We start from the raw sequence: 14,866 nt of genomic DNA on the forward strand, positions 1-14,866 counted from the left end.
CCCGGGTCAGGAGACCTCGGGGAAGCCGTAGCGCAGGGCGTGCTCCGGATCGGCAGGGTCGATCTGGCGTACGCCCGCGTCGGCGAGGCGCTTGTTGACCTCGTCGAGCCGCTCGCGCACCAGTCGGGCCTCCTCCTCGGTGACCCGTCCCCGGTGCGGCTTGCCGGCGTGTTCGATCGTGCCGTAGTCGATCTTCTCGGCGCTCTTGCGGGCCTTCGGTGGGCGGACCCGCTCGGCGGTCTTCAACAGTTGTGCCATCGGCACGTCGGTGGCCATCGCGTCGAACTCGCTGGCGGTCAGCACGACGCGGCGGGGCTCGCCGCCCCCGTGCCGGTCGTGGATCTCGACAACGGCGACGTCGAGCGCGGCGTCGTCGATGTTCTCCACCTCGGCGGGGGTGGCGTCCAACTGTACGGGCCCGGCGACCAGGTCCGGGTGCTCCAGGACGACGACGCGCACCGCCTCGTCGTCCTGCTGGAGGACGGTGCCGGTGAAGTCGGAGACGTGGATCGTCTTCTTGCCCATGCGCGGAGCTTCTCCTGTCGTAGGCCGGATGCCGGACCACAAGAAATTACCCGACAGGTGTGCGAAAGCCGCCGCTGGACCTCCACCGGTGTGTCGTAAGGCGCCACCGGACGCGGGGCCGGTGCGTCAGTGCGTGTTCAGCCCGTGCCGACTGGAACTGCCGACGCGCAGTCTGTTCAGTTCGCCCCACGACATGCCGCCTCCGGTGACCCCGGGTCCGCGATGACGTGGTTGGACCGGCAGGTGTTCGACTGCCTCCGCCGGCCACCAGAGTCGCTCGGGGTCCTGGTGGTGGCGGTCGTTCGGCTGAATCGGCATGGCCATACCGTCCCAAACAAAGGTGTCCATGTATGGAAATACCTATGACGGTCGATAGGTCCGGCGGGTTCCCGGGTCGCTGACCTCGACGTGGCGCCGGTCACTGGCAGGATACCCCCTGGGGGTATAACGTGCCGGGCATGGAGAACGCGAATCCCACCCGACTGGCCATCGCCGCGACCCTGCACTGCCTGACCGGCTGCGCCATCGGCGAGGTGCTCGGCATGGTCGTCGGCACCGCGCTCGGCTGGTCCGACCTGGCCACCATTGCCCTCGCCGTCCTGCTGGCCTTCGTCTTCGGCTACGCGTTGACGATCCGCCCGGTGCTCCGCTCGGGCCTGCCCCTCGCCCGGGCGGTCCGGGTGGCCCTGGTCGCCGACACGGTCAGCATCGCGGTCATGGAACTGGTCGACAACGGCGTCATGCTCGCCGTCCCGGGCGCGATGCGCGCCGGCCTCGCCGACCCCCTGTTCTGGGGCAGCCTGGCCGGTGCGCTGGCGGTGGCCTTCGCGGTGACCGTGCCGGTGAACCGCGCCCTGATCGTCCGGGGGAGGGGACACGCGGTGGTGCACCAGCACCACCACGGCGGCCACCACCCCACCGCCCCGACGGCGCCGTGACCCGACCCCGCTGCCCCGGGGATCGCCCGCCCGCCCGGCCGACCCCGGCGTACGGTGATCCACGACGGGTCGGGTGACGGGGGAGGTGCGCATGCTCGACCGGCGGCTCCACCTGCACCTGGCCACCTGGCTCGGACAGTGGCCGGCCGGACCGGGTCTGCACGTGATCGGCTCGTACCGGCGCGCCAGGCCGGCCTGGGACGGCCGGCTGCGCCCGGCACTCGCCGTCGACACCGGCCGCAGCGCCGTCCTCTCCGTGGCGCCCGACCGGGTGGACGCGGTCCGCGCGCTGGCCGACGGTGCGCCGGGCCGGCTGCTCGGCGCACTGCCCGAGGCGGTCGGGCTACCGCAGTGGTGCGTGCACGACGGCCCGTTCCGGTGGAGCCTCGCTCCCGCGCCGCTGCCCGACGTGGGGGAGTGGACCGAGCCCACCGCCCCCGGCCTGCCACCCTGGCTGCGGCTGTTCGACCGGCCGGTGCTCGTGGTCCGCGACGCGGACGGCAACTACCTGGCCGGGGCGGCGATGAAGAGGCACGACGCGTACGGGCAGGAGTTGGCCGTCGGCACCGTGCCCGCCGCGCGGGGCCGCGGCCTCGCCCGTCGGCTGGTCGCCCAGGCGGCGCGTCGGGTGCTCGACGAGGGTGCGGTGCCCACCTACCTGCACGAGCGGGACAATCCCGCCTCCGCCCGGGTCGCCGAAGCGGCGGGTTTCCCGGACCGGGGCTGGCGCGCGTACGGGGTCTATCCGCGCTGACCCCGCGTCGGGCGCGGACCGTGGATCCCGGGCCGGATCCACGGTCCGCGACCTCCCCCCAGGTCCCGGTTCCGGGCGACCGCCCACGCACGAGGGCGGGCCGGTCCGTGCCGATCACGCTACGTATCGAGCAAGCTCGGTGCAAGGCGTGAGCTGTCGGTTCGGAGTGTCGAATAGTGGACTTGACCTGCGGCTCGGCGGTGCCGAGGGTGCGGGTCGGGTCAGTGACGTAGCGTGCGGATCAGGTCGAGCACCTGCCGGGTCACGGGGCGCAGGACCCGGAGTCGGGACAGTGCCGTGAGCCGGTCGATCAGCGGGACGGCGCCGTCGATCAACTGCCGGGTCTTGGTCTGCCCGGGCGACCGGTCGTGCACCCAGTAGAGGACCACACCCATGTACGCGAGCCAGAGCAACTCGGGCAGCTGCGGACGCAGGTCGGCGTCGACCTTGGCGGTCGAACCGTTCAGCACCTCGGCGAAGAGGGCGATCGCCGCCTCCCGGGGGCCGGAGGACTCCGCGGAGAAGGGGCTGAGCGGGGAGGTCGGCTCCGCCGCCGTCTTGAAGAAGGTCGCCGCGAACTGGTGCGACGGCGTCAGCACGTCGATCCCGGCGTGCAGCACCCCGGCCAGCCGGGCACCGAACGACTCCTCCCGGTCGAGCACGGGCTGCGCGGCGGCCCGGTGTTCGACCTGGGACTGGGCGTAGAACTCCTGGATCAGGTGGTCCTTGGAGCCGAAGTAGTAGTAGGCGTTGCCGACCGCCACGCCGGCCTCCTGCGCGATGGCCCGCATGGTGGTCTGGGCGTACCCGCGCTCGCGGAACAGCCGCATCGCGGTGTCCCTGATCAGCTGCCGGGTCTGCTCCCCACGGGCGGTGGCAGGATCACCCGCAGTGGTCGTCGGCGCAGGCTGCTCGGTCATCGGGGCCACCGTATCCCGCCAGCTCGTCGGTCGGCTCGAACCCCGGGTCGCGGACCCGTTCCCGGATCGCCGAGGCGGCGGCCACCACCTGCCGGGCGAGCGGCATCAGGTGGGGTCGGGCCAACCGTTCGGCGGTGGACCGGTGGTCGGCCAGCGCCCAGAGGCAGGCGAACCAGGCGCCGTCGCCCGCGTACACGTCGCCGGTGTCGGCGACCACCGTGAGGTCGCGCAGCGTGGCGTCGTGGTCCAGGCCGGGGAACCGCCGCCTGGCCTCGACCGACCCGGCCGCGACGAACTCCAGGGGTACGAGTTGGATGCGCGACGCGAGCCACCGGCGGGCGGCGCGGCAGAGCGGGCAGTTCGCGTCGAACAGGACCGTGAACCTCCGGACTCCACCGCCCCCGTGTGCGGTGGAGTCCGACGGCCGGCCGACGTCGTCGGTCGATGGCCCGGTCATCGGGTCGGCGGTGGACCGGCCGGCCCGCCGCCCGGCTGCGGGGCGGTCGGTTGCGGGGCGGCCGGTTGCGGGGCGACCGGGTGCGGACCGCCCGGCTGTGGACCGGTCGGGTGCGGGGCGACGGGGTAGGGGCCGTGCGGTCCGGTCTGCACGGGAAGCCGGCCGATCGGTGCGACGGGCGGATGGGTGGCGAACTGGCGGAGCCGGTTACGGCGGTAGCGGCCGAGCGCGAACACGTTGAAGAAGTGCAGCGCGCCGAGCACCAGCAGCACCAGCCCGACCTTCATCGAGAGTTCCTCCATGGCCTGGCTGGTCGAGAGCACCGGGTCGTCGTGCTTCATGGCGACCGTGACGTATCCGAGGTTGAGCAGGTAGAAGCCCACCACCAGGAGGCTGTTGACCGCTCGGGCCAGTCGTTCGTCGGAGAACACCTCCTCCAGGAAGACCTGCCCGTTGCGGGACAACGCGCGGGCCACCCAGATCGTCAGGCCGACGCTGACGGCGAGGTAGATGACGTACATCCAGACCTTCATGTCCATGCGGACACCTCTCTTGAACGTGTTCAACTACCGATGCCGTCAGCGTAGGGGAGTCTTTGAACATGTTCAAGAGCGACTGGACGGCGGACCGCTCAGCCGACGAGACCCAGGGCCTCGGCCGCAGCCCGACCGTTGGCGTGGCTCGCGCCGTACGTGGTGACGAACGCGCGGACGCCGTCCGGACGCCACTGTGCCGGCCACCCCATCTCCACCACCGTCACCGGATGCTCGGTGGCCAGCCCGGAGATCAGCTCCGGACCACCGGGCAGGCGGTGCAGGTGGCGACCGACAAGCACGATCGGCCGGTCACCGGCCAGCCCGCGCAGCCGCGCCGGATCGGTCTCGGTGGCCACGACCCGGATCTCCTCGATCCCGTCCAGGTGCGGGCCGAGGCCCCACGGCACGCGCCCCTCGGCGATCGTGGACTCGGTGTGCAGTTGCACCACGAGGGGGCGGTCCAGGCCGGTGAGCACGCCGTCCACCCGGACCGCCCGGCGCGCCGCCGCGTACCCCAGGTCGGTGTGGGCGGTGACCGGCGCGGCGCCGGCGGTCCGGGTCCACGCGGCGAGCGCGGCGGCGCGACCGGCCGCCTCCTCGACCCGGGCGGTCGTCAACCGGCCGTCGCCGAGCGCGTCGACGATCTCGGCGGCCACCCGCTCCACGAGGTCGGCGTCGACAGTCGCGCCGATGCAGAGCAGGTCGGCGCCGGCGGCCAGGGCCCGCACGGCGGCCGGCCCGACCCCACCGGCAGCCACCGCGGCGCCCTTCATCTCCAGCGCGTCGGTGATGACGGTGCCGGTGAAGCCGTACTCGGTGCGCAGCAGGTCGACAAGCACCGCCCGGCTGAAGGTGGCCGGGCCGTCACCGGTCAGCGCCGGCACCCGGATGTGCGCGGTCATCACGGCGCGCGCACCGGCGGCGACGACCGCGGCGAACGGCGGCAGGTCCCGCTGCCGCAGCACACCCGGCGGGACGTCCACGGTGGGCAGTTCGTGGTGCGAGTCGGTGACGGTGGCGCCGTGGCCGGGGAAGTGCTTGGCGCAGGCGGCCACCCCGGCGGCCTGGAGGCCGGCGACGGCGGCGGCCGAGTGGGCGGCCACCCGCACCGGGTCGGCGCCGAACGAGCGGGTGCCGATCACCGGATTGTCGTCGGCGGTGTTCACGTCGACAGTGGGGGCGAGGTTGACAGTGATGCCGAGCGCGGACAGCTCCGCGCCGATGGCCTGGTAGACGCGGCGGGTCAGCGCCACGTCGCCGATCGCGCCGAGGGCGGCGTTGCCGGGGTACGGGCTGCCGGTGGCGTGCGCCAGCCGGGTCACGTCGCCGCCCTCCTCGTCGATGGCGATCAGGGCGTCCGGGCGGCCGGCGCGCAGCGCCGCCGTGCTGGCCGCCACCTGGGCGGGGTCGTGCACGTTGGTGCCGAACAGGGTGTGCCCGGCCAGCCCGTCGGCCAGCAGGTCGACCGCCCAGTCCGGCGGGACCGGTCCCGGGTACGCGGCGAGCAGGGTGCCCAGCGCGAGCCGACGTAGTCCTGGATCCAGACCCACGTGATCGTCCTCCTTCGGCGCCGGAAGGTCGAAACCTCGTACCGGCGGTGGTCTGCGCCCTGCCGGGTCGGCCGAGCGCTCCCCGCGCGGGTGGCCGTTACGCTACGGCTACCCGTTCGCAGGTCGGTTTACAGTTAGCAAAGTTTACTAAAACTAGAGGACGTGGCATGAGTGCGACCCGGCTGCCCGGCACCCCCCGCCTGTTGCGGGCGCTCAACGACCGAGCGGCACTGGAACTGCTCCTCGAGCGGGGGCCGCTGACCCGCGCCCGGCTCGGCGAGCTGACCGGGCTGTCCAAGGTCACCGCCTCCCAGCTGGTCGAGCGACTGGAGGAGCGCGGCCTGGTCAGCCGGGTCGGCGAGCAGGCCGGCGGGCGAGGGCCGAACGCCCAGCTCTACGCCGTCCGCCCGTCCAGCGCGCACGTGGTCGGGGTGGACGTCGGCCCCGACCGGGTGGTGGCCGCGTGCGCCGACATCACCGGTGCCGTGATCGGCCGGGTGGAGCAGTCGACCCGGGACACCGACGACCCGGTGGGCGTGGTGCACAACGCCGTCGTGCAGGCCGCGAGCAGCGCCCAGGCGCAGCTGAGCAGCGTACGGCGGATCGTGCTCGGCACACCGGGCCTGGTCGACCCCGGCACCGGCGACATCACCTTCGCCTTCAACCTGCCGCGTTGGCACAGCGGTCTGCTCGCCGCGCTGCGCGACGACCTGCACACGCCGGTGGTCTTCGAGAACGACGTCAACCTGGCCGCCGTGGCCGAGGCGCAGTCCGGCGCCGCGCAGGGGCTGTCGGACTTCGTGCTGGTCTGGGTGGGTGCCGGCGTCGGTCTGGCGATCATGCTGGGCGGGCGGCTGCACCACGGCAGCAGCGGCGCGGCCGGTGAGATCGGCTACCTGCCGGTGCCCGGCGCGCCCATCCCGCGCGACGTCTCCCGCCGCGCCAAGCCGGCCTTCCAGCAGTTGGTCGGTGGAGACTCGGTGCGGGCAGTGGCCCGCGAGCTCGGGTACCCGGACGTCGACGCCGCCGAGGCCGTCCGCGCCGCCGCCGCGGACGGCGCCAAGGGTGGCGCGATGCTCGACGAGCTGGCCCGCCGGCTCGCGCTCGGCGTGGCCAGCACCTGCGTGGTCCTCGACCCGCCGCTCGTGGTGCTCGCCGGCGAGGTCGGCCAGGCCGGCGGCGTGGCGCTCGCCGAGCGGGTCCAGCAGGAGGTCGCCGCGATCACCCTGGTCCAGCCGCGGGTGGTGCCCACCGGGCTGACCGAGGAGCCGATCCTGCACGGCGCGCTGCGCACCGCGTTGAACGCCGTCCGCGACGAGGTGTTCGGCTCCACCGTCGGCTGAGCCCACTGCGGCCGTCATGTGAAGGAATATTTCACCGCACGTCAGCGGGTTGCAAGCTCTTGCCGGATCGGGTGGGTCGCCGGGCCGCTCACCTGCCCGAGGCGGCGGCCCGGCGGCGGCTCAGATCAGGTCGCGGCGACGGAACACGGCGAACGCCGCCGCCGTCAACCCGCCGGTGATCACGAGCAGCACCAGCAGCGCCGGCCTCCAGGTCAGGCTGTAGAAGCCGTCGCACAGGCTGTTGCCCTCGTCGAGGCACTGCCGCGCGTCGTAGAACCGTGCCTCACCGGTCAGCCACGCCCCGACGTGGCTGGAGAGCATCAACCGATCCGGTCGGCGGGTGTCGACGATCTCCAGGACCAGACGCGCACCCAACTCCCACACCACCAGGTACGCGGCCGCCGCGCCCAGCGCCGCCGACGTGTGCCGACCCAGCGTGGCTATCGCGAAACCCAACGCCGAGGCCAGCAGCACCAGCACCATGCCACGGCCGTGCACCGCACCGAGTGAACGCCAGAAGTCGGCGTTCAGCCGACCCGGCAACCCGGCGGTCTGCCCGATCACCCAGAACGAGGCGAGGTAGGCCACCGACGCCAGCAGGGCCAGCACCAGCACCGTGCCGAGCAGAGTGCCCAACTTGGCCGCGAGCACCGTCAACCGGCGCGGGCGCCAGAGCAGCAGGTTCACCACACCGCCCGAGTTCAGGTCGGCGCCGATGAAGGAGGCGCCCACCAGAAACCCGAACAGCACGAGGAACGCGATCAGGAAGTAGAGCAACGGGCGCGCCTGCTGGGCGAAGCTGAACACCCCCGGCAGGAAGTCCGCCGCGATCGGCATCCGGTCCTGCCGGAGCGGGTCGATCTCCGAGCACTGCTCCGGGAAGTACTGGTCCACGTCGTCCTGCGAGAGCACGTCGTTCTGCCGGGCCACGCACTGCTGGTAGGCGGTCTCCATCCCGTTTCGCGCCTCGGCGGCCCGCGTCTGCGCCGTGTTCATCTCGTCCGCGCTCGGCTTGTGGGAGCCGGCGAGCGTGGTCGCCACCGTGACGGCGAACGCCACCACCAGCAGGACGACCATGAGCTGCACGAAGCGGCGCGCCGTCAGCCGCTCCAACTCGGCACGGACCAGGTTCACGCGCCCACTCCCCGATCGAGGTTGATCACAGCTTCGCCCTGGTCGGCGTACGACAACGGCCCGTCGTCGACCTGCCGGGGCACCGACGGGTGCGCGTAGCCCCCGGTCAGCTCCAGGAAGACGCTCTCCAGATCGGGCCGTAGCGGCGTCAACTCGCCCACCCACAGCCCCTGCTCGCCGAGCACGCGGCTGATCACCGTCGGGTCGTCAGCCCCGCTGACCACCAGCGCCTCCGGCTCCACGACCGCCGTCAGTCCGGCCGCCAGCAACAGCTCCACGGCCCGCTCCGGCTCGGTCACCCGGACCAGGTACTCGTGCCTGTCGTGGCCGGCCAGCACCTCGTCCACCCGACCGGCCGCCACCCGCCGACCCCGCGAGATGATCGTCACGTGGTCGCAGATCAGCTGGATCTCGCCCAGGATGTGGCTGGACACCAGCACCGTCACCCCGGACGCCGCCAACGACCGCATCAGGTCCCGCATCTCCCTGATGCCCGCCGGGTCCAACCCGTTCGCCGGCTCGTCCAGGATGAGCAGCCGCGGATCCTTCAACAGCGCCGACGCCACAGCCAGGCGCTGCTTCATGCCCAGCGAGTAGCCCTTCACCCGCTCGTCGCCCCGGTCCCGCAGACCCACCAGCTCCAGAGCCTCGTCCACCCGCGACACCGGCACCCCGCCGGCGCGGGCCAGCAGCCGCAACGTGCGGTACCCGGTGAAGTTGCCGAAGAACTGCGGGCTCTCCACGATGGCGCCGACCTGGCCGGCCACCCGCGGCAGCAGCTCCGGGGACCGCTCACCCAGCACCGTCATCCGCCCACCGTCGGCCCGGACCAGCCCGAGCAGGGCGCGCAGGGTGGTGGTCTTGCCCGAGCCGTTCGGCCCCAGGAAACCGTGGATCTGACCCGCCTCGACCAGCAGGTCGAACCCGTCGACCGCCACCCGTTTGCCGCTGCGTAGGCCGTGGAAGGTCTTGCGCAGGCCCTCGATCTCGATGACCGCGCTCATCCGCGCGGCTCCGTACCCCGACCGGGCATGCGGCGTCCTCCGGGTTGGTGATCAACGACACGGTGCACCAGCCTATGGCCGGAGCGCCGCCCATGGGGGGCGCCCCGGCGGTGCGTGGTTGGATGGAGTGGTGACTGGTGACCTGATCCGTGGCGCTGCCGACGCCACCTCCGCCGCCGCACCCGTGGACCCGGATCTGGTGGTCAGCCTCGACGGCGTCGGCGTACGCCGGTCCGGCACCGCGCTGTTGCAGGACCTGACCTGGCGGGTCGAGCTGGACGAGCGCTGGGTCGTGCTCGGGCCCAACGGGGCGGGTAAGACGACACTGCTCAACCTCGCCGCCGGGCGGCTGCACCCCACCACCGGTGTCGCGCACGTCCTCGGTGAGCGGATCGGCCGCACCGACGTCAACGAGCTGCGCACCCGGATCGGGCTCTCCACCGCCGCGCTCGCCGAGCGGGTGCCCGCCGAGGAGCAGGTCAGCGACGTGGTGGTGACGGCCGCCTGGTCGGTGGTCGGCCGCTGGCGGGAGAACTACGATCGCGGCGACGAGGCGCGGGCGCGGGCCCTGCTCAGCCAACTCGGCATCGGCGGCCTCGCCGAGCGCCGCTACGGCACCCTCTCCGAGGGCGAACGCAAGCGCGTGCAGATCGCCCGCGCCCTGATGACCGACCCGGAACTGCTGCTGCTCGACGAGCCGGCCGCCGGGCTCGACCTGGGTGGCCGCGAGGACCTGGTGGCCCGGCTGGCCGAGTTGGCGTACGACCCGGACGCCCCGGCTCTGGTGGTCGTCACCCACCACGTGGAGGAGATCCCGCCCGGGTTCACCCACGCGCTGCTGCTGCGCGAGGGCGCGGTGGTCGCTCAGGGTCTGCTGGCCGAGACGCTGACCGGCGACAACCTCTCCAAGACCTTCGGCCTGCCGCTGGTGGTCGAGCGGTCGGGCGACCGCTACACCGCCCGCGCCAGCTGACCGGGCGGAGGGCCTGACGTGTCCCCGACCCGGGTGGCCGTGGTGGGCAGCGCCAACATGGACCTGGTCGCGATGGCGCCCGCGCTGCCCCGGCTGGGCGAGACCCTGCTCGGCACCGACTTCGTGATGGTGCCCGGAGGCAAGGGCGCCAACCAGGCCGTCGCGGCGGTCCGGGCCGGTGCCTCCTGCGCCTTCCTCGGCGCGATCGGCTCCGACGCGTTCGGTGTCACGCTCCGGGCCCGGATCACCGCGGCCGGCGTGGACACCGCCCAGCTGCGGGTCGTCTACGGCACCTCGGGCGTCGCCCTCGTCATGGTCAACGCCGAGGGGGAGAACGCCATCGTGGTCATCCCCGGCGCGAACGACATGCTTGTCGGTCTCACCGACGAGGAGTTGGCGACGGTACGGGGCGCCGACGTCCTGGTCGCCCAGCTGGAGATCCCCGTGCAGACGGTGACCGCCGCCGCGACGGCCGCCCGCGCCGCCGGCACCCGCGTCATCCTGAACGCCGCCCCGGCCCGGGACCTCCCACCGGAACTGCTCGCCGCGGTGGACCTGCTGGTCGTCAACGAGGGCGAGGCGCAGGCCCTCACCGGCCGGGGCCGGGACGAGCCCCGGGCGCTGCTCGACCTGGTGCCCCGGGCGGTACTCACCCTCGGCGGTGCCGGCGCCCGGTACGTCGACCGGGACGGCGCGGACGTGCACGTGCCCGCGTTCCGGGTCGACGTGGTCGACTCCACCGCGGCGGGTGACGCGTTCACCGCCGCGCTCGCCGTCGGCTGGGGTGAGGGACGTGACCTCGTCGACGCGATGCGTTGGGCGGCGGCGGCCGGCGCTGCCTGCGTCCGCCGGCTCGGCGCCTCGGTGGCGCTGCCCCAGCGCGCCGAGATCGACGAGCTGTACGCGCACGGTTGACCCGGCCGCGCGTCACGCCTGCTGGTTCGTCGCGGTCCCGGTCCGAAAGGCCCGGCGGTACGCCGACGGCGAGGTCAGCATGACCCGCGCGAAATGGTGGCGGTAGGTGACCGGGGTGTCGAACCCGACCGCGCCGGCGATCTGCTCGACCGGGGAGTCGGTCTCCTCCAGCAGCGCCAGACTGGCCCGGACCCGCTTGTCGATGACCCACCGGATCGGGCTGGTGCCGGTGGCTCGGGCGAAGTGCCGCAGGTAGGTGCGGGGCGACATGCGGGCCTGCTCGGCGAGTCGGGCCACACTCAGCGGCTCGGTGAGGTGTGTGAGCGCCCAGTCGATACTGCCGGCGATGCGGTCGTCGGCCGGATCGGTGTTCACCGGGGCCTCGACGAACTGGGCCTGCCCACCGTCGCGGTGTGGGGGGATCACCAACCGGCGGGCGACCGCGTTGGCGATCGCGGCGCCGTGGTCCCGCCGCACCACGTGGACGCAGAGGTCGAGCCCGGCGGCGCTGCCGGCGCTGGTGAGCAGCTCGCCGTCGTCGAGGTAGAGCACGTCCGGGTCCACCGTGACCAGTGGGTAGCGCCGCGCCAGCAGCTCCGCGTAGCGCCAGTGGGTGGTGGCCCGCCGCCCGTCCAGCAGCCCGGCGCCGGCGAGCGCGAACGCGCCGGAGCAGATCGACATGATCCGGGCACCTCGCCGGTGCGCGCGACGTAGGGCGTCCACCACCTCGGGTGACGGTTCAGCGCTCATATCGGGCACGCCGGGCACGATGATCATCTGCGCGGTCGCCAACTCCCGCAGGCCGTACGGGGTGTGCAGGCTGGCGCCGCCGACGACCGGCACCGGCCCGGGCTGCTCGGCGCAGACCACCAGGTCGTACCAGTCGACGTCGAACTCGGGCCGGGGCAGTCCGAACACCTCGGTGACGATGCCGATCTCGAACATCGACATCCCCGCGTAGGCGAGCACGGCGACGCGGTACCCGGCTGTGGGCCAGCGGGCCGTCGGCACCGGGAGTGGGCGTGTGGCCTGGGCGCGGGACGGCATGGCGGGATGTTAGCGAAGAACGTCCCTACCGCCACTCGTGAGGCGCGGCACGGGCCGCCAGGATCGGTGCATGACCTTCACCTTCGCCGTCCCGGCGGCCGATCCGGCCACCGCCACCGCCCATTTCCTCGCCCGGCTCAGCGTCGAGACCGACGTCAGCGACGTGCACGCCGACCTGTCCGCCCGTACCCCCGGTCTGGTGGTCGTCGACAGCCGGGGATCGGCCGCCTGGGCGCAGGGGCACCTGCCGGGTGCGGTGCACCTGCCCACCGCCGAGATCGCGACCCGTGCGGCCGGTCTGGTCCCGGCCGGCGCGGCGGTCGTCACCTACTGCTGGGGGCCGGGCTGCAACGGCGCGACCCGGGCCGCGCTGGAGTTCGCGCGGCTCGGTCACCCGGTCAAGGAGATGCTCGGCGGGTTCGAGTACTGGGTGCGGGAGGGCCTGCCGGTGGTCACGGAGACGGGGCTGACGCGGCGCCCGGTCGACGACCTGACCGCGCCCCGGTCGACGATCACCTGCGACTGCTGACACGGCGTCCAGGGCGTCGCCGGCGGGCGGGCGCTCAGTGGGCCGGGTCGTCGACGATCTTCTCCCCGCGCCGGCGCAGCATGCCCAGGCCGGGGATGCCGGCCACGGCGAGCTTGAGGTCGCGGGTGACGTCGAGCAGGTCGTGCAGGTCGGGCCCGACCCGGTCCAGGGTCGCCAGGATCGGCAGGATGTCCGCCGTCAGGTGCTGCTTGAGCTTGGGCAACTCGTCGATCAGGTGGATCGCGGCGGTGATCTCCTCGTGGCTGAGCTGTTCGACGAACCGCTCGGTCATCGGTGCGGCCCGGCGCAGCGCCGGCTCGTACGCCGCCAGCAACTCGGCAGCCGTGCCGGCCGCCTCCGCAGCGGTCCCCACGGTGACGGCCGCGCGGTCGGCCACCGCGTCCGCCTTGGCGACCACCTGGTCGGTCCGGTCCAGGGTCGTCTCGATCCGGTCCACCACGCCGTTGATCCGGCTGAGCAGGGCCTCCACACCGTCCAGCACCGCGAAGGCGCGGGCGGGCACGGCGGCGAACGAGGCCGCCGAGCCGAGGGCCTGGTCGAGGGCGGAGCGGGTCAGGCCGACCATCGCGGCCGGTGTGGGGAGGGGGATCGCCATGGGATCCAGTGTGCGTCGCCCGCGCCGCAACCGCTCGCCCACCGTCAGGGGCCTCTCGCGGCGGTAGGGTGCCGGCATGCCGGCCCCCTCGCCGCACCATCCGCCGAGCACCCGCGCCGCCGTCCTGCTCGCCGTGGTCGCGGCGGTCGCCGCCGCGCTCGGCACGCTGGTGCTGGTACGCGCCGACGCCGGCCTCACCGTCCGCCAGGTCACCGTCGACGGTGTGCCGTTGACCGAGGTACGCGCCGACCTGCCGACGCCCGGTGTACGGCGTCCCGGTGTGGTTGTCGCGCACGGGTTCGCCGGCTCGGCCCGCCTGATGCGCCCGATCGCCGACAGCGTCGCCCGTCGGGGGGCGGTCGCGCTGCTCGTCGACTTCGCCGGGCACGGGGCCAACCCGGCGCGGCTCGACAGCGCCACCTCCGACTCGACGCTCGCCGCCGACCTGGACGTCGCCGTCGGGTACCTGCGTTCCCGGCCGGACGTGGACCCGGACCACATCGCGCTGGTCGGGCACTCGATGGGCGCCGGGGCGGTCACCCGCTACGCGGTCGGGCACCCGGAGATCGCCCGGACGGTGGCGATCTCACTGCCCGACGCCGGCGAACTGCCCCCGGGCCGGCCGACGCGGTTGCTGCTGATCGTCGGCGGCCTGGAGTTCCCCGGTTTCCGGCGTGCGGCCGACGACGCGGTCCAACGGGGTGCGGCGGTGAGCCGGCGACCGGCGGTGGTGGTGTCCGGTGTGGAACACATCTCGGTGCTGTTCGCCCCGCGCACCCACGAGGAGATCGTCAACTGGCTGCCCACCCTCGACGGGACGGGTGCGCCGCGCCCGTTCGTGCGGCTCGCGGGGGCGGCGCTGCTGCTGTTCGCGTTCGGCGTGGGAGTGGTTCCGCTTGCCGCTCTGCTGCTGGGCCGACGGGCCACCGGCGCCCGTCCGGGCGATCCGGTGCCGGTCACCGGTGCGGCGCTGCTCGGGTTGGCGGTCGTCGCCGCCGGTGTCGGCGCGGTCGCCGCGGCGGTGCTGCCCACGGCCCGTATCCCGCTCGCGGTGGGCGGCTACGTGACCGGGTTCCTGCTGGTCACCGGCGCGCTGGTACTCGCCGGTCACCGGTGGCTGCCCGCCACGGCACGACCGGGCGCCCCGGTGCCACCGGCCGACGAGAACGTCGCCGCCCCGGATCGCCGTACGCGGACCGTCGTCGCGGCGTTGGCCCTGACCGGGTACGCGGTCCTCTCCGTCGCCGTTCCGATCCACCTGGGACTGACCTCGGCGCTGCTGGTGGGCGCCCGCTGGTGGCTGCTCCCGCTGGTGCTCGCCGCCTGTCTGCTGTTCCTGTTCGCCGTCGAGGTGGTCGCCGCCGGGCGGACCGTTCGGCACCTGCTGGTCGTCGCGGTCACCGTGCTGGTGCTGACCACGTCGGCGCTTGTCGGCCTGGCGCCCGGCTTCGTGGTGCTGGTCGTCCCGCTGTTCGTGGTCCTGCTCGGCTGGCACGTCGTGTGGGCGGCGGTGCTGCGGCGGTACGCGGCCCCGCGCTGGCTGCTGGCCACGGTGGGCGCCGTCCTGGTGGGTTGGCCGATCGCCACCACCCTGCCGTTGAGCTGACCGCCGTCCGGGGCGGTGA

The 14,866-nt window shown here is 73.5% G+C and carries 16 protein-coding genes; 7 read left to right on the top strand and 9 right to left on the bottom strand.

The window, feature by feature from the left end; translation table 11 throughout:
* Positions 1–6: 6 nt before the first annotated feature.
* Entirely contained in the window at positions 7–525 is a 519-nt protein-coding gene (locus ABZS77_RS06895) for a hypothetical protein (protein WP_354818409.1), read from the bottom strand.
* A 458-nt stretch (positions 526–983) separates the two neighbouring features.
* Here ABZS77_RS06895 and ABZS77_RS06900 point away from each other — a divergent pair, with 458 nt between their 5' ends.
* Together ABZS77_RS06900 and ABZS77_RS06905 are read left to right on the top strand one after the other, a co-directional pair.
* A complete protein-coding gene (locus ABZS77_RS06900; protein ID WP_354818412.1) occupies positions 984–1,463 on the top strand; it encodes a DUF4396 domain-containing protein in 480 nt (159 codons plus the stop codon).
* A 91-nt stretch (positions 1,464–1,554) separates the two neighbouring features.
* Entirely contained in the window at positions 1,555–2,217 is a 663-nt protein-coding gene (locus ABZS77_RS06905) for a GNAT family N-acetyltransferase (protein WP_354818415.1), read from the top strand.
* Positions 2,218–2,438: 221 nt separating this feature from the next.
* Here ABZS77_RS06905 and ABZS77_RS06910 read toward each other — a convergent pair whose 3' ends face one another.
* The 4 genes from ABZS77_RS06910 to ABZS77_RS06925 all read right to left on the bottom strand — a co-directional run bounded on the left by ABZS77_RS06910 (position 2,439) and on the right by ABZS77_RS06925 (position 5,680).
* Entirely contained in the window at positions 2,439–3,137 is a 699-nt protein-coding gene (locus ABZS77_RS06910) for a TetR family transcriptional regulator (RefSeq protein WP_354818418.1), read from the bottom strand.
* On the bottom strand, positions 3,100–3,594 hold the full coding sequence (locus ABZS77_RS06915) for a DCC1-like thiol-disulfide oxidoreductase family protein (protein ID WP_354818421.1): 495 nt from the start codon (positions 3,592–3,594) through the stop codon (positions 3,100–3,102). Before ABZS77_RS06915 ends, ABZS77_RS06910 begins: the two co-directional genes overlap by 38 nt.
* Positions 3,591–4,133: a hypothetical protein gene (locus ABZS77_RS06920; protein WP_354818424.1), complete on the bottom strand. Its 543-nt coding sequence runs from the start codon at positions 4,131–4,133 to the stop codon at positions 3,591–3,593. The genes ABZS77_RS06915 and ABZS77_RS06920 overlap by 4 nt, the downstream gene beginning before the upstream one ends.
* 92 nt (positions 4,134–4,225) lie before the next feature.
* A complete protein-coding gene (locus ABZS77_RS06925) occupies positions 4,226–5,680 on the bottom strand; it encodes a glycoside hydrolase family 3 N-terminal domain-containing protein (RefSeq protein ID WP_354818427.1) in 1,455 nt (484 codons plus the stop codon).
* A gap of 167 nt (positions 5,681–5,847) precedes the next feature.
* Here ABZS77_RS06925 and ABZS77_RS06930 point away from each other — a divergent pair, with 167 nt between their 5' ends.
* The gene (locus ABZS77_RS06930) at positions 5,848–7,023 is read left to right on the top strand and encodes an ROK family transcriptional regulator (protein ID WP_354818430.1); all 1,176 of its coding nucleotides are present in this window, start codon (positions 5,848–5,850) and stop codon (positions 7,021–7,023) included.
* A gap of 120 nt (positions 7,024–7,143) precedes the next feature.
* On the opposite strand, the gene ABZS77_RS06935 is transcribed toward ABZS77_RS06930, so the two are convergent.
* On the bottom strand, positions 7,144–8,157 hold the full coding sequence (locus ABZS77_RS06935; RefSeq protein WP_354818433.1) for an ABC transporter permease subunit: 1,014 nt from the start codon (positions 8,155–8,157) through the stop codon (positions 7,144–7,146).
* Positions 8,154–9,161 carry an ATP-binding cassette domain-containing protein gene (locus ABZS77_RS06940; RefSeq protein WP_354818436.1) on the bottom strand — a complete coding sequence of 336 codons (1,008 nt, stop codon included), beginning with the start codon at positions 9,159–9,161 and terminating at the stop codon, positions 8,154–8,156. Before ABZS77_RS06940 ends, ABZS77_RS06935 begins: the two co-directional genes overlap by 4 nt.
* Positions 9,162–9,291: 130 nt before the next feature.
* Here ABZS77_RS06940 and ABZS77_RS06945 point away from each other — a divergent pair, with 130 nt between their 5' ends.
* Together ABZS77_RS06945 and ABZS77_RS06950 are read left to right on the top strand one after the other, a co-directional pair.
* Positions 9,292–10,134, top strand: coding sequence for an ABC transporter ATP-binding protein (locus ABZS77_RS06945; protein WP_354818439.1), 843 nt, complete (start codon positions 9,292–9,294; stop codon positions 10,132–10,134).
* 18 nt (positions 10,135–10,152) lie between these two features.
* Complete coding sequence (locus ABZS77_RS06950; RefSeq protein ID WP_354818442.1) at positions 10,153–11,049, top strand: ribokinase; 897 nt, start codon at positions 10,153–10,155, stop codon at positions 11,047–11,049.
* Positions 11,050–11,061: 12 nt separating this feature from the next.
* On the opposite strand, the gene ftrA is transcribed toward ABZS77_RS06950, so the two are convergent.
* Complete coding sequence (ftrA, locus tag ABZS77_RS06955) at positions 11,062–12,096, bottom strand: transcriptional regulator FtrA (protein ID WP_354818445.1); 1,035 nt, start codon at positions 12,094–12,096, stop codon at positions 11,062–11,064.
* 70 nt (positions 12,097–12,166) lie between these two features.
* Here ftrA and ABZS77_RS06960 point away from each other — a divergent pair, with 70 nt between their 5' ends.
* Positions 12,167–12,625, top strand: a complete 459-nt coding sequence (locus ABZS77_RS06960; RefSeq protein WP_354818448.1) for a rhodanese-like domain-containing protein — start codon at positions 12,167–12,169, stop codon at positions 12,623–12,625.
* Positions 12,626–12,659: 34 nt separating this feature from the next.
* On the opposite strand, the gene ABZS77_RS06965 is transcribed toward ABZS77_RS06960, so the two are convergent.
* Entirely contained in the window at positions 12,660–13,241 is a 582-nt protein-coding gene (locus ABZS77_RS06965; protein ID WP_354818451.1) for a hypothetical protein, read from the bottom strand.
* A 76-nt stretch (positions 13,242–13,317) separates the two neighbouring features.
* On the opposite strand from ABZS77_RS06965, the gene ABZS77_RS06970 reads away from it, so the two are divergent.
* A complete protein-coding gene (locus tag ABZS77_RS06970) occupies positions 13,318–14,847 on the top strand; it encodes an alpha/beta fold hydrolase (RefSeq protein WP_354818454.1) in 1,530 nt (509 codons plus the stop codon).
* Positions 14,848–14,866: the final 19 nt, after the last annotated feature.

The organism is Micromonospora sp. NPDC005298, assembly GCF_040607375.1.
GTDB lineage: Bacteria > Actinomycetota > Actinomycetes > Mycobacteriales > Micromonosporaceae > Micromonospora.